General features: G+C 72.9%; 16 protein-coding genes. 5 read left to right on the forward strand and 11 right to left on the reverse strand.

The genetic code is table 11. The features are described 5' to 3' along the window. Nucleotides 1-106: 106 nt before the first annotated feature. Entirely contained in the window at nt 107-319 is a 213-nt protein-coding gene (locus ACULK4_RS01090) for a hypothetical protein (RefSeq protein WP_445964079.1), read from the forward strand. 49 nt (nt 320-368) lie between these two features. Next, the gene (locus ACULK4_RS01095) at nt 369-884 is read left to right on the forward strand and encodes a DUF1707 SHOCT-like domain-containing protein (RefSeq protein ID WP_445964080.1); all 516 of its coding nucleotides are present in this window, start codon (nt 369-371) and stop codon (nt 882-884) included. Between the two features lie 30 nt (nt 885-914). Here ACULK4_RS01095 and ACULK4_RS01100 read toward each other — a convergent pair whose 3' ends face one another. Together ACULK4_RS01100 and ACULK4_RS01105 are read right to left on the reverse strand one after the other, a co-directional pair. Beyond that, nucleotides 915-2,030: an NYN domain-containing protein gene (locus ACULK4_RS01100; protein ID WP_445964081.1), complete on the reverse strand. Its 1,116-nt coding sequence runs from the start codon at nt 2,028-2,030 to the stop codon at nt 915-917. A 120-nt stretch (nt 2,031-2,150) separates the two neighbouring features. After that, nucleotides 2,151-2,744, reverse strand: coding sequence for a DJ-1/PfpI family protein (locus ACULK4_RS01105; RefSeq protein WP_445964082.1), 594 nt, complete (start codon nt 2,742-2,744; stop codon nt 2,151-2,153). Between the two features lie 218 nt (nt 2,745-2,962). Here ACULK4_RS01105 and ACULK4_RS01110 point away from each other — a divergent pair, with 218 nt between their 5' ends. Then, nucleotides 2,963-3,739 carry an IclR family transcriptional regulator gene (locus ACULK4_RS01110; RefSeq protein ID WP_445964083.1) on the forward strand — a complete coding sequence of 259 codons (777 nt, stop codon included), beginning with the start codon at nt 2,963-2,965 and terminating at the stop codon, nt 3,737-3,739. Between the two features lie 18 nt (nt 3,740-3,757). Here the strand turns inward: ACULK4_RS01110 and ACULK4_RS01115 are convergent, their stop codons facing one another. Both ACULK4_RS01115 and ACULK4_RS01120 read right to left on the reverse strand, forming a co-directional pair. Further along, the gene (locus tag ACULK4_RS01115) at nt 3,758-4,726 is read right to left on the reverse strand and encodes a serine hydrolase domain-containing protein (RefSeq protein ID WP_445964084.1); all 969 of its coding nucleotides are present in this window, start codon (nt 4,724-4,726) and stop codon (nt 3,758-3,760) included. A 30-nt stretch (nt 4,727-4,756) separates the two neighbouring features. Further along, complete coding sequence (locus ACULK4_RS01120) at nt 4,757-5,710, reverse strand: 2-hydroxyacid dehydrogenase (protein WP_445964085.1); 954 nt, start codon at nt 5,708-5,710, stop codon at nt 4,757-4,759. A gap of 59 nt (nt 5,711-5,769) precedes the next feature. Between ACULK4_RS01120 and ACULK4_RS01125 the strand changes: the two genes are divergently transcribed. Next, nucleotides 5,770-6,405 (forward strand): hypothetical protein, encoded by a 636-nt coding sequence (locus ACULK4_RS01125; RefSeq protein ID WP_445964086.1) that lies wholly within the window; start codon nt 5,770-5,772, stop codon nt 6,403-6,405. Between the two features lie 69 nt (nt 6,406-6,474). Here ACULK4_RS01125 and ACULK4_RS01130 read toward each other — a convergent pair whose 3' ends face one another. From ACULK4_RS01130 to ACULK4_RS01160, 7 genes are all read right to left on the reverse strand, one after another. Further along, nucleotides 6,475-7,920, reverse strand: coding sequence for a rhamnulokinase (locus tag ACULK4_RS01130; RefSeq protein WP_445964087.1), 1,446 nt, complete (start codon nt 7,918-7,920; stop codon nt 6,475-6,477). A 49-nt stretch (nt 7,921-7,969) separates the two neighbouring features. Further along, on the reverse strand, nt 7,970-10,012 hold the full coding sequence (locus ACULK4_RS01135; protein ID WP_445964088.1) for a bifunctional aldolase/short-chain dehydrogenase: 2,043 nt from the start codon (nt 10,010-10,012) through the stop codon (nt 7,970-7,972). Beyond that, complete coding sequence (locus ACULK4_RS01140; RefSeq protein ID WP_445964089.1) at nt 10,009-11,025, reverse strand: alpha/beta hydrolase; 1,017 nt, start codon at nt 11,023-11,025, stop codon at nt 10,009-10,011. Before ACULK4_RS01140 ends, ACULK4_RS01135 begins: the two co-directional genes overlap by 4 nt. 5 nt (nt 11,026-11,030) lie before the next feature. After that, nucleotides 11,031-12,197: an L-rhamnose isomerase gene (gene rhaI, locus ACULK4_RS01145; RefSeq protein WP_445964090.1), complete on the reverse strand. Its 1,167-nt coding sequence runs from the start codon at nt 12,195-12,197 to the stop codon at nt 11,031-11,033. Continuing rightward, entirely contained in the window at nt 12,194-12,640 is a 447-nt protein-coding gene (locus ACULK4_RS01150; protein WP_445964091.1) for an L-rhamnose mutarotase, read from the reverse strand. Before ACULK4_RS01150 ends, rhaI begins: the two co-directional genes overlap by 4 nt. Nucleotides 12,641-12,724: 84 nt before the next feature. Next, on the reverse strand, nt 12,725-15,406 hold the full coding sequence (locus ACULK4_RS01155; RefSeq protein WP_445964092.1) for a family 78 glycoside hydrolase catalytic domain: 2,682 nt from the start codon (nt 15,404-15,406) through the stop codon (nt 12,725-12,727). Nucleotides 15,407-15,456: 50 nt separating this feature from the next. Then, nucleotides 15,457-16,503 (reverse strand): LacI family DNA-binding transcriptional regulator, encoded by a 1,047-nt coding sequence (locus ACULK4_RS01160; protein ID WP_445964093.1) that lies wholly within the window; start codon nt 16,501-16,503, stop codon nt 15,457-15,459. Between the two features lie 252 nt (nt 16,504-16,755). On the opposite strand from ACULK4_RS01160, the gene ACULK4_RS01165 reads away from it, so the two are divergent. Beyond that, complete coding sequence (locus ACULK4_RS01165) at nt 16,756-18,078, forward strand: ABC transporter substrate-binding protein (RefSeq protein ID WP_445964094.1); 1,323 nt, start codon at nt 16,756-16,758, stop codon at nt 18,076-18,078. Nucleotides 18,079-18,115: the final 37 nt, after the last annotated feature.

Genomic DNA, 18,115 nt, shown 5'->3' on the forward strand with positions numbered 1-18,115 from the left:
TGCCGCTACCGGCCGCCGCACGCCGCCGCAAGCCCCTGCCGTCGCGCCGGCTGCTGGAACAGACTGAGGCCACGGCGCACCAGGGCGCCGGGAAGCGGAGGCCGCCATGTCCGACATCAACACGCCCCACCCGGGAGAGGATGCCGACCTCCCGCGCGAAGGCGACCGGGACACCCCGCCCGAGGAGATGTCCTCGTACGACATCGAGCCCCCGCCCACCGAGGAGGGCCGGGTCCCCGGCGTCCCCGACGAGAGCAGCGCGCTCGATGACGGCACGGAGGACGAGCCCGGCGCGAACGCCACCGGCGTCGGGAGCTGACGGGCCGTTCGGCCTTCCGCACCGCGCCCGAATCAGGCACGCTGGGCGCATGAGCGGATACGCGAACCCGGACCGGCCCGAGGAGCGACTCAGCACCTCCGAACGCGAGGAGGCCGTGACGCGCCTCTCGGAGTTCCACGTCGAGGGCAGGCTCACCTCTGCGGAATACGACGAGCGCGCCGCCGCGGCCCGCGCCGCCGTGACCCGCGGCGACCTCGCCCCGCTCTTCACCGACCTCCCCTCGGCCGGGCCGTCATGGGAGTCCGAACCCTGGGCCGCGAGCCCGACCGCCTCGGCGGCGACCGGGACGCCGGGTTCGACCTTGGCGCCGCCGCCGGCACCCGGCTGGTCGCCGGCCGATGCCCGACCGGCCCGCACCTCGCGCGCCCTCGGCGGCCGCGCCGGCGACACCGTCATGGCGCTCACGCCGTTCCTCGCGGTCGCCCTGTTCTTCCTGTTCGGCTTCGCGGGCGGGTTCGCCTGGTCGTGGCTGTGGTTCCTGATCATCCCGATCGCGGCGATCATCATCTACGGGCCGTCGGGCAAGCCGGACTCCGATCGCTGACGGGCATCCCGCGCCGACGGCCTGCCCAGCTCAGCCCTTCTTCGGGCGGATCCGCACGCGGTTCTGGCCGGCCGTCTCGTCGAGTTCGACCACGCCGCCACGCGACTTCAGGAAGTCGGTGAACGACGCGAACCCGAGCCGTCGCTCCTGGAACGACGGGTCCATGCGCAGCATCTGGTTCTTCACCGAGCCCGACGACTGCCACTCCTCGTCGTTCTTCGCGCGCAGCAGCTCGAGGGCCTTGAGCAGCAGCCGGCCCGGATTGCGCGTGGTGCCGGCCGCGGCTTCGTCCGCGGCGCCGGGCTCGACCGGGGCCACGAACTGCACGGCCTTGGTCGACGTCCTGGGTGCGGCGGATTCCTTCGACGCGGGGGCCTCTGCCGCAGCGTCGGCAGAGGCCGCCTCCGTCACGGACTTCGACGAGGCGCGCCGGCGCCGCGCGGGTGCCGCCGGCTCCGCGACCGGCTCGGCCGCGCGATCGACCGGCTCGGCCGCCCGCTCCGTGACCGGCGGCGCACCGCGCGCCGACGACTTCGCGTCGACGGCGCGCGACGCGGCCTCGTCCTCGTCCTCGCGCACCGCGGCATCCGTCGCCAGCAGCGCATCGTAGTCGGCGTACTCGTCGCAGGCGGCGGTGAGCGCGCGGCTCGTGCCGCCCGCGACGCCGATGCCGACGACGTACCGGCCGAGCCGCTTGGCCTTCTGCGCGAGCGCGACGTAGTCGGAGTCGCCCGCGACGACCACGATGTGCGTGAGGTCCTCGATGCGGAACATGTCCTCGACCGCGTCGACCGCGAGGCGGATGTCGGCGCCGTTCTTCGTCGCCGAGAGCGGGAAGAGCTGCACGAGGTCGACCGCGCGGTCGATGAGCTGGCCACGGTAGCTCGCGTTCACGGGCGTCGACCAGTCGGCGTACGCGCGAGCGATGGCGATCGTGCCGAACGTGGCGGCGAAGTCGAGGACGGCGTCGACGTCGACCGTCGCCTCCTTGAGGCGCTCGGCCGCCTTCGTGCCGGGCGACACCGCCTTGCTGCGCGAGGTGTCCTTGCGGTACGAGCTGTCGCCGTGCAGCTGGTCGTACCGGGAGATGACGATGTTGTCGAAGTCGAAGTAGAGCGCGACCCGGGGTTCTGCCGTAGCGGCCATGAGGACCTTCCGTCGTGGGCGTCACCTCGATCGTAGCGACGCCACCGTCGAGCCCGGTGGGAACGGCGAGCGCGGCATCCCCGGCGCGCCGCGCCCGGCCGTTCGCCCGGGTCCGCCGGGTCAGCTCGCCGACGCGCCCGCCAGCTCGGCGTCGGCGCGTACGCCCGCGGCCTCGAGCACCTCGAGGAACGCCTTCATCCAGGTGCCGTTGTCGGGCCACGCGCGGGCCGTGACGAGCCGCCCGTCGACGACGCCGCCGCCGTTCTCGAACACGCCGCCGGCCGTCTCGACGTCGACGGCGAGCTCGGGGTACGCCGACGAGGTGCGGCCCTGCAGCACGCCGGCCGCGGCGAGCAGCAGCGGCCCGTGGCAGGTGGCCGCGACCGGTGCATCCGCCTCGAAGAAGTGGCGCACGATGCGCTTCGCATCCACGTTGTTGCGGATGTACTCGGGCGCGCGCCCGCCGGGCACCACGATCGCGACGTAGTCGGCCGGGTCGACGTCGGCGAACGCGACATCCGCCGGCCAGGTGTGGCCGGGCTTCTCGGTGTAGGTGTCGAACCCGTCGACGAAGTCGTGCACGACGAACTGCAGCCTCCGCGCCTCGGGCGCGCCGAGGTGCACCTCGAAGCCCGCCTCCTGCAGGCGGTGGTAGGGGTAGAACACCTCGAGGGTCTCGGCTGCGTCGCCGGTGAGGATGAGGATCTTGGACATCGGTGCACCTCTCTGTGCGTCGGGCCTGCGCGCGTCTCGTGCCGGCAGGCGGTGGGGCGGGCGAGCGGATGCCGCGGTGCCCGCGGAACCCACGCTGCGCGCCTTCGGGGCGTCGCGTCATCCCCGTTTCGCACTATGTGCGAATCGCGGGCCGGAGTCGACGGCCCGCGTCGGCGCCGGCCGGGGACGCCGCCGGTCGCGCGGCGTAGCATCGGGGCATGAGCGCAGGGGAGCGCCGGGCCGGCGCAGGCATCCAGTCGGCCGAGCGCGCACTGCGCATCCTCGAACTCGTCGGCGCCGCACCCACCGGGCTCACCGCGGCCGAGATCGCCGAGCGGCTCGGGCTCGGTCAGTCGACCGCCTACCGGCTGCTCGCGACGTTGCAGCACGAGGACTACCTCGCCCGCCAGCCGGGCGAGCACCGCTACATCCTCGGGCGCTCGGTCGACGAGCTCGGCCGGGCGCTGCAGGTGCAGCTCGTCGCCACCGACCCGGTGCGGGCCGTGCTGCGCGCCCTGCACGACGCCGTGCATGCGCCCGCCTACCTCACGGTGTTCCGCGGCGACGACATCGCCGTCGCCCACATCGCGGACTCGCCGGAGCATCCGCGCATCGGGCAGCTGCACGTGGGGTTCGCCGAGGCGTCGCACACGACGGCGTTCGGCAAGCTCATGCTCGCGTCGCGCGACGACGCGGCGGTCGCCCGGTTCCTCGAACGGCGCGGCGCCGCCCGGCTCACGGCGTCGAGCGTGACGGATGCCGCGAAGCTCCGCGACCAACTCGACGAGGTGCGCGCCCAGCAGCTCGCCGTCGAGGTCGAGGAGTACCTGCCGAAGCTCGCGTGCATCGCGGCGCCCGTGCGCAGCCCCGCCGGACGCGTCGTCGGCGCGGTGTCGGTGTCGGTCTCGGCGAAGGACCTGCCGTCGCGGGCATGGGATCTCGAGCGCGCCGTGCGTCGCGGGGCGTGGCAGGTGTCGGCACGCGTCGCCGGCTGACCCGCACCGGCCTACGGGTCAGGCCGCGGCCGCCACCGCGTTGTGCAGCTCGTCGGCGTCGAGCCCGAGCCGGGTGATGCCGCCCCCGACGTTGGTGAGCAGCACGAAGCAGACGCCGAGCGAGGGCGTGATCCAGAACTCGGTGCCCGCCCATCCGCCGTGGCCGAACGTGTCGCGGGTGAGCAGCCCGGGCGCCGAGTGGCGGAGGTTCCAGGTGAAGCCCCAGTCCTGGCCGCGCGAGGCGGGGTAGGGCTCGAGCTTCGGCAGGCCCGCGGTGAGCGGGCGGAGCATCGCGTCGCGCGTCGTCGGCGAGACCAGGGACCCGTCGCTCCGCAGCAGCGCGCTGCCGACCGCGAGGAGGTCGGCCGCGCGCCCGAAGAGCCCGGCGCCCGGATGCCGCAGCGACGCCAGCCGCGGCCAGTCGAGGCCCTGCTCGGCCGCCTCCAGGGGCGCGTGCGGCGAGACGTCGTCGAACGTCAGGCCGGCGGCATCCGCTCGCTCGGCGACGGTCGCGACGGCCCGCTCCCACGGCGCGCCCGACGCATCCTCGATGAGCGCCGCGACGCCCTCGAACGCGATCGTGGAGTACCGCGAGACGCTGCCGGCGGCGAAGTCGCGGCCGCCCGCCAGTAGCGACGGGCGCAATCCGCGCGGAGTGTCGAGCGGCGGCTCGACGATGCCCGACGTATGGCTCACGAGGTGCCGCAGACGTACGACGTCGTCGCGTCCGGCGCCGAACGCGGGGATCGCGCGCGTCAGCGGCGTCTCGGGCGTGAGCCGCCCCTGCTCGACGAGCCGAAGCGCCGCGAGCCCGACGATCGGCTTCGTGATCGAGAACAGCGGGTAGTGGTCGTCGACGGATGCCGCGCCGAACGCGTCGAGCGCGACCGCGCCCTCCGCGGTCGCGACGCCGAGCACGGCGGTCGGCAGCCGGTCGTCGTCCACGTGGCGGCGGACCCAGTCGAAGGCGTGGTCGAACTGCGGCATGCGGTGGTGTCCTCTCGGTGGGGCGCATGGTCAGGTGCGGAGCACGACGTTGCGCGGCTCCTCGCCGCGCCGCATCCGCTCGATCTGGTCTCGGAGCAATCGCGCCATCCGCGGCATCATCGCGGTCGTCGCGCCGCCCACGTGGGGCGAGATCAGCACGTTCGGGAGCGCGAACAGCGGGTGGCCGTCGGGCAGCGGCTCGGGGTCGGTGACGTCGAGCGCGAAGCGCAGGCGTCCGGTCGCGGCCTCGGCGTGGACGGCGTCGGTGTCGGCGACCGGCCCGCGCGACACGTTGACCACGAGCGCGCCGTCGGGGAGCGCGGCGAGGAAGCCGGCGTCGACGAGGCGGGTCGTGGCATCCGTCAGCGGCACGACCACCACCACGATCTCGGCCTCCGGCAGCAGCGCCGGCAGCTCGTCGATGCCGTGAACGTGGCCGTGCTCGTCGTCGCGCGCGCGGCTCGCGACGCGGGTCAGCTCGACCTCGAACGGCGCCAGCCGCGCCTCGATCGCGCGACCCACCCCGCCGTAGCCGACGAGCAGCACGCGACGGTCGGCGAGGCTCGCGTGCCGCGCCGGCGCCCAGCGGCCCTCGGCGGCGGCGCGCACGAAGTCGGGGAGGCCCCGCTGCGCGGCGATCGCGAGTCCGACCGCGAGCTCGGCGGTCGAGGTCTCGTGCACGGATGCCGCGTTCGCGAACACGTGCCCGGCGGGCAGCGCGGCGGGAACGTCGTCGTACCCGATCGACTGCGACTGCACGAGCCCGACCTCCACGCCGTCGAGCACGCCGAACCGCGCCGATGCGCCCATGTACGGCGGCACCACGATGTCGATCCGGCGTCCCGATGCCGCGGCCGGAGGCGGCCCCGCAAGATCCCACTCCACCAGCTCGACGCCGTCGGGCACGCCGCCCGGCGTCTGCTCGAGCGCGCGACGCAGCGTCGCACCGGGCACGGTCACGAGGAGGGGCCGGGTTGCGGTCATGCGTCGATCCTCGCAGAGCGGATGTCGCATCGTCGGGCGGCGGTGCTACCGTGACGCCCATGGAGCAGGGGGCGGCCGGGGCTGCTGCGGACGGCGACGCGGCGGCGGGCCGGCCCGATGCGATCGACGTGCACGGCGCAGAGGTGGTCGGGCATCCGGCGCGCCACGGCCGGGCGCACCGCCGGCACCCCGAGCGGCCCCAGCGACCGCGTGAGGAGCTGACCGAGGCGCTCAGGGAGCGTGTCTACGCGAGCTTCACCGGGCTCGCTATCGTGCTCGTGCAGCTCGAGAACGTCGAGCACGTCGGTCCGGTCCGCGCCACGGTCACCCTGCTCATCGGCATCGTCGCCATCACCGCGGCGGGGTTCGTCGCCGGCGTGGTCGCCCACGTCGCCGTCCACAGCGCGTTCCCGGACCGCGCCGAGTTCGGGCGGATGCTCCGCGTCTCCGGGACGGCGATCGCGTCGGCCGCTGCTCCGCTCGTCATCCTGGCGCTCGCCGCGTTCGGCGTGCTCGAGCTCGAGCCCGCCCTGCGCATCGCGTCGATCCTCTACCTCGCGACCCTCGGGCTCATCGGGCTGGTCGCCGTGCGGCGCACGCATGCGCCCTGGTGGAAGCAGCTCGTCGCACTGGGTGCGCTCCTGGCGCTCGGCCTCGCCGTCGTCGTGCTCCAGCAGCTCGCGCACGGGCACTGACCCGCCCTCGCGGCTCGAGCAGCCCGCTCCGCGGCCGAATCGAGACCCCACCCGCCGACCCACGCCCGCTCAGCGCGCCGACGGCTCGTACCGCCTCGGCGCGAACGCCCTCGCGACGAGCGCCCGCAGCGCCTCGAGGTCGCCGCTCGCGAAGCCCTGCGCTCGCGCCTGCACGAGCACGTTGCCGATCGCGGTCGCCTCGACGGGACCGGCGAGCACGGCGAGCCCGGAGCGGTCCGCCGTGCGCTGGCAGAGCAGCCCGTTGAGCGCGCCGCCGCCCACCACGTGGATCGTCTCGACGTCGACGCCCGAGAGGATCGACGCGGTCCGCACGGCCTGTGCGAACGCCTCCGCGAGGCTCTCGACGATCGACCGCGCGAACTCCGCGCGCGACTGCGGAACGGGCTCGTCGTGCTCGCGGCACCACTCGGCGATCCGGCCGGGCAGGTCGCCGGGCGCGAGGAACCGCGGGTCGTTCGCGTCGAACACCGTGACGGCCCCGGTGACGGATGCCGCGGCCGCGAGCAGCTCGGGCAGGTCGATCGCCTCGCCGTCCCGCTCCCACCAGCGCACCGACTCGCTGAGCAGCCAGAGCCCCATCACGTTGTGCAGGAACCGGACCCGCCCATCGACGCCGCCTTCGTTCGTGAAGTTCGCGTCGCGCGCGGCATCCGTCGTCACCGGGTGCTCGACCTCGACGCCCACGAGACCCCAGGTGCCGCACGAGATGTACGCGGCGGACTCGGCGCGCATCGGCACGGCGACGACCGCCGACGCGGTGTCGTGCGAGCCGACCGCGACGACGTCCAGGCCGTCGGGTGCGCCGAGCTCGGACGCGAGGTCCGCACGCAGGCCGCCGAGCGAATCGCCGGGGTCCACGAGCGGTGCGAAGACGGATGCCGGATACCCGAGCGTTTCGATCAGCTCGTCGTCCCACTCGCCGCTCTCGACCGCGACGAGGCCCGTCGTCGACGCGTTGGTGCGTTCTGCGACCGTCGCTCCGGTGAGCTGGAACCCGATGAGGTCGGGGATCAGCAGCAGCGAGTCGGCGAGGTCGAGCCATCCGCTGCCCGCATCGCGTTCGGCGGTGAGCTGGTACACGGTGTTGAACGGCAGGAACTGCAGGCCGTTGTGGCGGTAGAGCTCGGCGAACGGCACGCGGGCATGCACGGACTCGACCGCGGCCTCGTTGCGGGCGTCCCGGTAGTGGAACGGCTCGCCCAGCAGGCGCCCGCCCCTCAGCAGGCCGTAGTCGACCGCCCACGAGTCGACGCCGACGGATGCCACGGCGGGCTCGCGACGGAACGCGTCGGCGAGTCCGTGCGTGAGGTCGCGGTAGAGGCCCGTGAAGTCCCAGTGCAGCCCGGAGGCCATGCGCACCGGGCCGTTCGGGAACCGGGCGACCTGGTCGAGCTCGAGCCGCCCGGCCGCCTGGTCGACGTGCCCGACGATCACGCGCCCGCTCGTCGCCCCGAGGTCGACTGCGGCGACCGCGCCGCCGCCACCCGCGTTCATCGCTCGCCGCCGTCTCGCGAGCAGGGCGGGGCCGTGTCGTCGCGCGCGCTCATCGCAGGAACGCGGCCGCGACGCCCGAGTCGACCGGGATGTGCAGGCCCGTGGTGCGGCTGAGCTCGGGACCGGTGAGCACGTACACCGCGTCGGCGACGTTCTCGGGGACGACCTCGCGCTTGAGGATCGTGCGGTTCGCGTAGAACTGCCCGAGCTCCTCCTCCTTCACGCCGTAGGTCGCGGCGCGGTTGGCGCCCCAGCCGGCGGCGAAGATGCCCGAGCCGCGCACGACGCCGTCGGGGTTGATGCCGTTGACGCGCACGCCGTGCTCGCCGAGCTCGACCGCGAGCAGGCGCACCTGGTGGGCCTGGTCGGCCTTGGTCGCCGAGTACGCGATGTTGTTCGGGCCCGCGAAGACCGAGTTCTTCGACGAGATGTAGATGACGTCGCCGCCCATCCTCTGCTCGACGAGCGCCTTCGCGGCGGCCTTCGCGACGAGGAACGAACCCTTCGCCATGACGTCGTGCTGCAGGTCCCAGTCCTTCTCGGTGGTCTCGAGCAGCGGCTTCGAGAGCGAGAGGCCGGCGTTGTTCACGACGAGGTCGATGCCGCCGAACGCGAGGACGGTCGCGTCGATCGCGGCCTGCACGCCCTCGGCGTCGGCGACGTTCGCGGCGACGCCGATCGCGACATCCGTGCCGCCCAGCTCGGCCGCTGCCGCCTGCGCCTTCTCGAGGTCGAGGTCGGCGACGACCACGCACGCGCCCTCGGCCGCGAGGCGGTTCGCGATGGCCTTGCCGATGCCGGATGCCGCGCCCGTCACGAACGCGATGCGGCCCTGGTGGGTCGCAGGCGCAGGCATCCGCTGGAGCTTCGCCTCCTCGAGGGCCCAGTACTCGATGCGGAACTTCTCGGCGTCGGAGATCGGGGTGTACGTCGAGAGCGACTCGGCGCCGCGCATGACGTTGATCGCGTTGACGTAGAACTCGCCGGCGACCCGCGCGGTCTGCTTGTTCGCGCCGTACGAGAACATGCCGACGCCCGGAACGAGCACGATGAGCGGGTCGGCGCCGCGGATCGCGGGCCACGTGCCGGTCGAGCCCGCGTGCGCGTCGTAGTACGACTGGTAGTCGGCGCGGTACGCCTCGTGCAGCTCCTGCAGGCGCGCCAGTTGCTCCTCGACGCTCGCCGTGGCAGGCAGGTCGAGGAGCATCGGCTTGACCTTGGTGCGCAGGAAGTGGTCGGGGCAACTCGTGCCGAGCTCGGCGAGGGCCGGCGCCTTCTCGGAGGCGAGGAAGTCGAGCACCACGTCGGAGTCGGTGTAGTGGCCGACCATCGGCTTGTCGGTCGAGGCGAGTCCGCGGATGGTCGGCGCGAGCGCCGCAGCCCGCGCGTGCCGCTCGGCCTCGGGCAGCGCCTCGAAGCCGGCGCGCACGCCGCCGAAGGGCTCGGCCCTGCCGTGCTCGGCGATGTACGCCGCCGCGGTGTCGATGATCCACAGCGAGTTGCGCTCGGACTCCTCGGACGTGTCGCCCCACGCCGTGATGCCGTGCCCGCCGAGGATGCAGCCGATCGCCTGCGGGTTCTTCGCCTTGATCTCGGCGATGTCGAGGCCGAGCTGGAAGCCGGGGCGGCGCCACGGCACCCACGCGACCTTGTCGCCGAAGATCTCGGCGGTCAGCTCCTCGCCGTCCGCCGCCGTCGCGATCGCGATGCCCGAATCGGGGTGCAGGTGGTCGACGTGCGCGGCGTCGACGAGGCCGTGCATGGCCGTGTCGATCGACGGCGCGGCCCCGCCCTTGCCGTGCAGGCAGTAGTCGAACGCGGCGACCATCTCGTCCTCGCGCTCGACGCCCGGGTAGACGTCGACGAGCGCGCGCATCCGGTCGAGGCGGAGCACCGCGAGGCCCGACTCCTTCAGCGTGCCGAGGTCGCCGCCCGAGCCCTTCACCCAGAGCAGCTCCACGGGCTCACCCGTGACCGGGTCGGTCTCGGCGCCCTTCGCGGACGTGTTGCCGCCCGCGTAGTTCGTGTTCTTCGGGTCGGCGCCGAGGCGGTTCGACCGCGCGATGAGGTCGGCAGCAGCCTGGTTCGTCATGGGGTGATTCCTTCGGTGGGAGTGGATCTATGGTCAGGTGTGGTGGTCGAGGAGGCCGCTCGCGGCCGTCTCGAGACCCCGGCCTCGAGACCCGCGATCCAGTCGACGACGCGGTCGACGGTGACGGATGCCGCGGGCTCGCCCGGCCGGTTGAGGTGCCCGTGCTCGGTTCCGGGCTCGGTGACGACCTCGACGGGAACGGATGCCGCGGCGAGCGTCGCCGCGAACACCTCGCCCGACACGCGGAGCTCGTCCGCCTCGTCGTTCACCATGAGCACGGGCGGGAAGCCGGCGACGTCGGCCGGCGTCGCGAGTCCGGGCACGGCGGCCAGCGGCGCGTCGTCCGCGGCGCCCCCGAGGTAGTGCTCGTACATGGCACGCACCACGTCGGGACCGAACCGGTCGGCGACGGGGTTCGCGTCGAGCATCGCCCGCAGTGCGGCATCCGGTTCCGGCTGGACGGCGAGGAGCGTCGGATAGGCGAGGAACACGCCCGCCGGCAGGCGCTCTGCAGGTTGCGGAGCCTGCGTCGGCTGTGCGGATCGAGGAGCCGACGGAGGAGGCGTCTCGAGATCCCCCCACGCGGTCTCGAGACGCGCCTCCGGCGCTCCTCGACCCGCAGCGGCGGCGTGCCCGAGCAGGCGCAGCACGGCGCCCGTGACCAGGTTGGCGCCCGCGCTCGCGCCGCCGATGAGGAGACGCGCCGGGTCGACGCCGAGCCGGTCGGCGTTCGCGACCGTCCAGCGCCAGGCGGCGAGCACGTCGTCGGACGGCGCCGGGTAGCGGCATCCGTCGCCCGCGAGCCGGTAGTCGATCGAGACGACCGTGACGCCGCGGGCCGCGAACGCGCGTGCGACCCAGTCGGCCTCGGGCATGTCGAGGTCGCCCCCGGCGAACCCGCCGCCGTGCGCCCAGGCGAGCGCGGCCGTGGGTCGCTCGGCAGCGGCATCCGCCGGGTACACCCGGACGAGGCCGCCCGCGGCCGCGTACGGCTCGGTCGTCTCGATCGACATGGATCCTACGCGCCCCAGCCGGCCTGCACGCCGCCGACGCGGTCGGCCGCGATCCGCTGCAGGTAGCCCGACTCGGCGAACGCCGCCATCGGGTCGGCCGCGAGCCCGCGCGACTCGCGCCACTCGGCGAGGGCGGGGCGCACGTCGGTGTAGAAGGCGTCCATGAAGATGCGGTTCGCCTCGAGCACGTCGCCCGACACCTGTGCGGCGCGCAGCGCGCTGGTGTCGACGAGCAGGGCGCGGGCGGTCATCTCCTGCACGTTGAGCACGGAGCGGATCTGGCCCGGGATCTTGTCCTCGACGTTGTGGCACTGGTCGAGCATGAACGCGACGTCCGGGTGGTTGAGGCCGCCGCCGCGCGCGACCTCGTAGACGATGCGGAACAGCTGGAACGGGTCGGCGGCGCCCACGATGAGGTCGTCGTCGGCGTAGAAGCGCGAGTTGAAGTCGAACGAGCCGAGCTTGCCGAGGCGGAGCAGCTGCATGACGATGAACTCGATGTTGGTGCCGGGCGCGTGGTGGCCGGTGTCGAGGCAGACCATGGCCCTGTCGCCGAGCGCGGCGACCTGGGCGTAGCTCGTACCCCAGTCCGGCACGTCGGTGTGGTAGAACGCGGGCTCGAAGAACTTGTACTCGAGCACGAGGCGCTGCTCGTCGCCGAGGCGCTCGTAGATCGTGGCGAGCGACTCGTGCAGGCGGTCCTGCCGGCCGCGCAGGTCGGCCTGGCCCGGGTAGTTCGAGCCCTCGGCGAGCCAGATCTTGAGGTCGCGGCTGCCGGTCGCGTGCATGATGTCGATGCACTCGAGGTGGTGGTCGATCGCCTTCTGCCGCACCGATGCGTCTTCATGCGTGAGGGCGCCGAACTTGTAGTCGTCGTCCTGGAAGGTGTTCGAGTTGATCGTGCCGAGCGAGACGCCGTGCTCCTCGGCGTGGCGGCGCAGGTCGTCGTACGAGTCGACCTTGTCCCACGGGATGTGCAGCGCCACGGTCGGCGCGAGCTTCGTGTACGCGTGCACCTGCGCGGCATCCGCGATCTTCTCGTACGGGTCGCGCGGCGTGCCGGGCGTGGCGAACACCTTGAAGCGGGTGCCCGAGTTGCCGAAGGCCCAGCTGGGCAGCTCGATGGACTGCAGCTCGAGCTGGTCGAGGACGGTCTGCGGAATGGTGCTCACGAGTCGCTGCTTTCTGTGGTGGTGGTGACGGATGCCGCGGAGCCGGCGTCGGCCGCGGTGGTGACGGATGCCGGGTGGGCGCGGTCGGCGTCGAGCGCCGCGAGCTGGTCTTCGAGGTGGAACACCTCGGGAAGCCGGGGGGCGCCCTGGTCGGGGCGGGCACCGTCGAGTGCGACGAAGAACGGCGCCATCGCGGCCTCCCACGCCGCGGTGCGCGGGTCGTTCGCGAGCGCCGCCTGCGCGGCCCGGTCGTCCTCGACCTCGTAGTAGCCGATGAGGAGGCCGTCGTCGCGGAGGAAGAGCGAGTAGTTGCGCCGGCCCGATTCCTCGATGGCCCGGAGCATCTCGGGCCGGACCGCGGCGTGGCGCTCGCGGTACTCGTCGAGGCGCGCGGGGTCGATCTGCAGCTGGAAGCAGACCCGCCGGGTGGTGCCTGTGCTCATCGTCGAGCTCTCCATTCTGTATGAATCGTTTCAAGCGTAGACGCCGGCGCGCATCCCCGCAAGTGGGAATGCGCTTACCGGCGTCTAGGCGGTCACGAGCGCCGCCGGATCGGCCACCCGCGCGGCCGAGACGACGATGCGATGGACTCCCGGGCCGAGGATCGGCGGAGCGGCGGCATCCGTCGTCGTGCCGTCGATCGCGACGGTGGAGGCGTCGGTCAACGGCAGGTCGAGCACCGCCTCGGCGCCGTACGGCACCCGCAGGTCGATCCCGAGATCGCCGTCGACGAGCCGCCAGTCGATCGACACGGGCCCGAGACGCGACTCGACGCTCGCCCGCGCCCACGGGATGCTCGCGGTCGGCCGAGGCGCGACGACCACGCGGCGGTAGCCCGGCTGCTCGACCGTCGGCGCGATGCCCGCGACGTGCCGGTAGATCCAGTCGACCACCGCGCCGTACGCGTAGTGGTTGAACGAGAGCATGCCCGAGCTGTCTCCGGTCGCCATCTCGCCCGAGTGGATGGTGCCGTCGGGGGCGAGCGCGTCCCAGCGCTCCCAGACCGTGGTGGCCCCCATCTCGACCTGATAGAGCCACGAGGGCGGAGCCTGGCGCAGCAGCATGAGGTACGCCTCGTCGACGTGGCCGCTGTGGACGAGCGCGAAGAGCACGAGCGGGGTGCCGAGGAACCCGGTCGCGATGCGGCCGTGTTCGGCGCGGACGTTGCGGGCCAGCGCCTCGCCGATCCGCTCGCGCTCGGCCGCGGGGGCGATGGCGAACTCGAGCGCGATCGCGGCGCCGGTCTGCGTCGCGACCGCGGCCTCGCCCCACTCGACCCATGTGTCGCGGGCGACCCGATCGGCGAGCGCGTCGGCTCGCTCGGCCCGTCCGGGATCGCCGACCAGTCGCTCGGCATCGGCGAGCAGGCGCGCGCTGCGCGCGAAGAACGCGTTCGCGACGAAGTCCGCCGAGACCTTCGCCTCCCACGGGCGATCACCGGGCGCGTCGGGGTCGAGCCAGTCGCCGAACTGGAACTCCGTCGGCAGCAGGCCGCGCTCGTCCGCGCGACGCTCGAGGCTCGCGACCCAGCGACGCATCGAGTCGAGCTGGCGCTCGAGCACCTCGGTGCTGCCGTACGACTCGTACACGGCCCACGGCACGATCGTCGCGGCGTCCGCCCAGCCGGCCCGGCCCATGATGCTGTGGGCGCCGCCGTCCGCGGGGAACTCGTCGCGAGTGAGGATGTTCGGCACCACCGCCGCAACCGCGCCGTCGGCGTCCTGCTCGAGTTCGACGTCGCGCAGCCAGCTCATCCAGAACGACTCGACGTCGAACAGCGTCGACGCGGTCGGCGCGAACGCCTGGGCGTCGCCGGTCCAGCCGAGCCGTTCGTCGCGCTGCGGGCAGTCGGTCGGCAGCGAGACGAAGTTGTCGCGCTGCGACCAGGCGACGTTGGAGTGCAGGCGCTCGAGGCGCGGGTCGGCGCACGCGAACGTCGAACGAAGCCGGTCGGCGCTCGAGATCGCGACGGCGGTCGCCCCGACGACCTCGGCTCCCTCGACGTCGGCGTACTGGAAGCCGTGGAACGTGAGCAGCGGCTCGAGCACGGTCTCGCCGTCGCGGGCGAGCAGGTACGTGTCGGTCGCGCGCGCCGTGCGGAGCGCCGCGGTGTGCAGCGATCCGTCGGGTTCGAGCACCTCGGCGTGGCGCACCACGACGCGGTCGCCCGCCCGGCCGCGGACGGTCAGGCGGAGCCAGCCGGCGATGTTCTGGCCGAGGTCGAGGAACGTGCGGCCGGCACGAGCCTCCGCGGTCACGTCCCACTCGCCGATGGTGCGCACTCCGCCGTCGATGCGCGGCTCGACCACGGCGGTGTCCACGGAGACCACGCGGGCGGCCGGCCATTCCGCGTCGAAGCCGGGGGAGTCCCACCCCTCGGGCTCGGCCGACAGGTCGACGTCGACCCCGTCGTAGAGACCGGCGAAGCGGATGCCGCCCGTCGAGGTGGTCCACTCCGGCGAGCTGGCGACCCGCACGTGGGTGCCGTCGGCGCACTCGACGTCGAGCTGGACGAGCGCGGCGAGCTCGGAACCGTAGTGCTCCAGCTCGTCCTCCCAGCCCAGCCGGCCGCGGTACCAGCCGTCGCCGAGCACGGCGCCGACCGCGTTCTCGCCGGCCTGCAGCAGGTCGGTGACGTCCCACGTCCCGAGGAGGATCCGCTCTGCGTACGGGGTCCAGCCGGGAGCGAGGTGCTCATCGGTGGCGCGCCGGCCGTTGATCCTCAGGTCGCCGACGCCCCAGAAGGTCGCGCGGAGTCGCGCCCGCACGGGGCGGGCGGGCAGCGTGAGGCTCGTGCGCAGCAGGGTGGCCGGGCCCTCGACCGGCTCCGACCCGCCGATCGGCACGGCCTCGAGCTCGTCGGCCTCCAGCGCGCCCTCGACGACGAGGTCCTCGCTCCACCCGGACCACCCCGCGGCCGTGGCGATGCGCACGGCGTACCGGCGACCCTCGCCCGGGCCGAGGTCGGGGCCCGGTGTCGCCACGCCGATGGACCGGTCGCCCTCGACCGGCTCGGCGACGACGGTTCCGGTCGCGCCGTCGTGCCAGCGCAGCTGGTAGCCGACCTGGGCAGAGGCGGCTTCGGCGCGCCAGGTGAGCCGGAGACCCGACCGCGGAACGCCGAGCAGGCCGTCCGGGTACTGGGATCGGAGCGAGACGACCCGCGCGGTGGCGTCGGTGGTCGTGGTGTCGGGCAGCTGCGTGGGCATCCGCGTCCTTCCGTGGGTGGCGCCCGACGTGGCGGGTGAGGCCGGGTGGATCAGTGGTCAATGGGGCGGCGGATCGGTTCCGCGGCCGCGGGGCCGGTCGACCCGCGGACCTCGAGCGAGGGCACGACGGTGAAGTTGACCGGTTCGGTGCGGCCCGCGATGCGTTCGAGGAGCAGCCGGATGGCGCGCTCGCCGAGTGCCTCGCCCGACTGGTGGACCGTCGTGAGCGAGATGGCCGGGTGGCTGGCGATGTCGACGTCGTCGTATCCGACGAGCGACACGTCCGCCGGCGTTAGCCCGCGCTCGCCGAGTGCGCGCTGCGCGCCGAAGGCGAGTTCGTCGTTTCCCGCGAAGATCGCGGTCGGCACGTCGTCGTCGAGCAGGGCGTGGGTGTCGAGGCGCGCCGATTCCTCCGTGAGTCCCGTGCGCACGACGCGGACGTGCTCGGCCAGCCCGGCCTCGGCCATGAGCGCGAGGTACTGCTCGAGTCGGACGGCGTGCGGCGTACCGGAGCCGGGCACGGTGACCTCCTCGTCGCGTGTGAGATGCACGATGCGACGGTGCCCGAGGTCGAAGAGGTGCTGCATGGCCAGCCGCGTGCCGAGCACGTCGTCGTCGGTGACCGTGTCGTAGACGGCGGGCCGGTCGTGCCGTCCGATCATCACGACGGGCACGCGCGCCGCGAGTCGCTCGAGCCACTCGGGACGGACCTTCGGCGAGATCGCGATGATGCCGTCGACCTGCCGGTCGGCGAGGGCGCCGAGTGCCCGGACGCCCTCCTCGCCGTCCATGTCGGCGGGGGCGATGATGAGCTGGTACGGCGTGCCCTGCAGTGCGCCGGTCGCCCCGGCGATGATCTTCGTGAAGAAGGGGTTGCCGATGCTGGGCAGCTCGATGCCGAGCGTGAAGCTCGAGCCGCGCATCGCGCGGGCGGCGACCCGCGGACGGTAGTCGAGCGCCTCGATGGCGGCGTTCACGCGTTCGCGCATCGCGGGGCTCACGCCGTAGGCGTTGCGGATCACCTTCGAGACCGCGGCGCGCGAGACGCCGGCCTCGCGCGCGACGTCCTCGATGGTCGCGGCTCGCGCTGCGCTCATGCTCGTTCCCCTTTCGCCGTCGATGTCGGGATGCACGATCCCGGTGTCACCATACACACCGGGACGCCTCAGCATAGAACGATCTACGCGACGACGGTATCGCATCGCGGGATGCGTCGTAAATCGTTTCAAACATTTTGTGTAGATCGGTTGACAACATCGTGCGGACGCTCGTAACGTGGGCCGCGCCACAGCACCGAGTCCCTTCGGCGCACCCCGACAGCGCAGTTGCTTTACATGGAGGTAAAGAAGATGGTTCCCCGTTCCCCGCGACGCTCCGTCGTCGCCCTGGGCGCAGGCGGTCTCGCCCTGTCGCTCGCCCTGGCCGGCTGCAGCGCCGGCGACTCCGGCTCCGCCGACGGCGAGGTCGAGCTCACCTTCCTCGTCGACAACGGCGAGTCGACGGTCGCCACCGCAGAGGCACTCGCCGAGGCGTTCACGGCCGAGAACCCCGACATCACCATCGAGGTCGAGACGCGCCCGCAGGGCGCCGACGGCGACAACGTCGTGAAGACCCGTCTCTCCACGGGCGAGATGGCCGACCTCTTCCAGTACAACTCGGGCTCGCTCCTGCAGGCCCTGAACCCCGACCAGACCCTCGTCAACCTCGCCGACCAGGAGTACGTCGACAAGCTCGACGAGAACTTCGTCGAGAGCGTCTCGACCGAGAACGGCGTCTACGGCGTCCCGATGGGCCAGTCGATGGCGGGCGCGGTGCTCTACAACAAGGACATCTACGCCGAGCTCGGCCTCGAGATCCCCACCACGTGGGACGAGTTCATCGCCAACAGCGAGGCGATCAAGGAGGCCGGCGTCGCCGCCCCGATCGTGCAGACCTACGGCGACACCTGGACCTCGCAGCTGTTCGTGCTCGGCGACTTCAACAACGTGCTCGCCGAGGACCCGGACTGGGCCGAGAAGTACACGAACAACGAGGCGAAGTACGTCGACGAGCCGGCGTTCGCCGGGTTCGAGCACCTGCAGGAGGCGTTCGAGAAGGACCTCTTCAACGAGGACTTCGCTTCCGCGCTCTACGCCGACGGCGTCTCGATGGTCGCGACCGGCGAGGGCGCGCACTACCCGATGCTGACGTTCGCCGCCTCGCAGCTCACGACCACGAACCCCGAGGCCGCCGACGTGGTGGGCACCTTCCCGCTGCCGGGCGACGACCCCGAGACGAATGGGCTCACGGTCTGGATGCCGACCTACACGGTGTACGTCCCCCAGTCCACCGAGGGCGAGAAGCTCGAGGCGACCCAGCAGTTCCTCGAGTTCCTCACGACGCCCGAGGCCTGCGACATCCAGTCGGAGACGAACGCGCCGCAGGGACCGTTCGTGGTCGAGGGCTGCGAGCTCCCCGAGGACGTGCCGGCCATGGTCTCCGACCTCCAGCCGTACTTCGACGAGGGCAGGACCAACCTCGCGCTCGAGTTCCTCTCGCCCATCAAGGGACCGGCCCTCGAGCAGATCACGGTCGCCGTCGGCTCCGGGATCACCTCGGCTGCAGAAGGCGCCGCCCAGTACGACGATGATGTCGAGAAGCAGGCCCAGCAGCTCGGCATCGAGGGCTGGTAGGCCGCATCACCTCACCTCGCGGGGCCGGGCCGCCGGC

The sequence above is a fragment of the Agromyces selenitireducens genome (assembly GCF_052748465.2).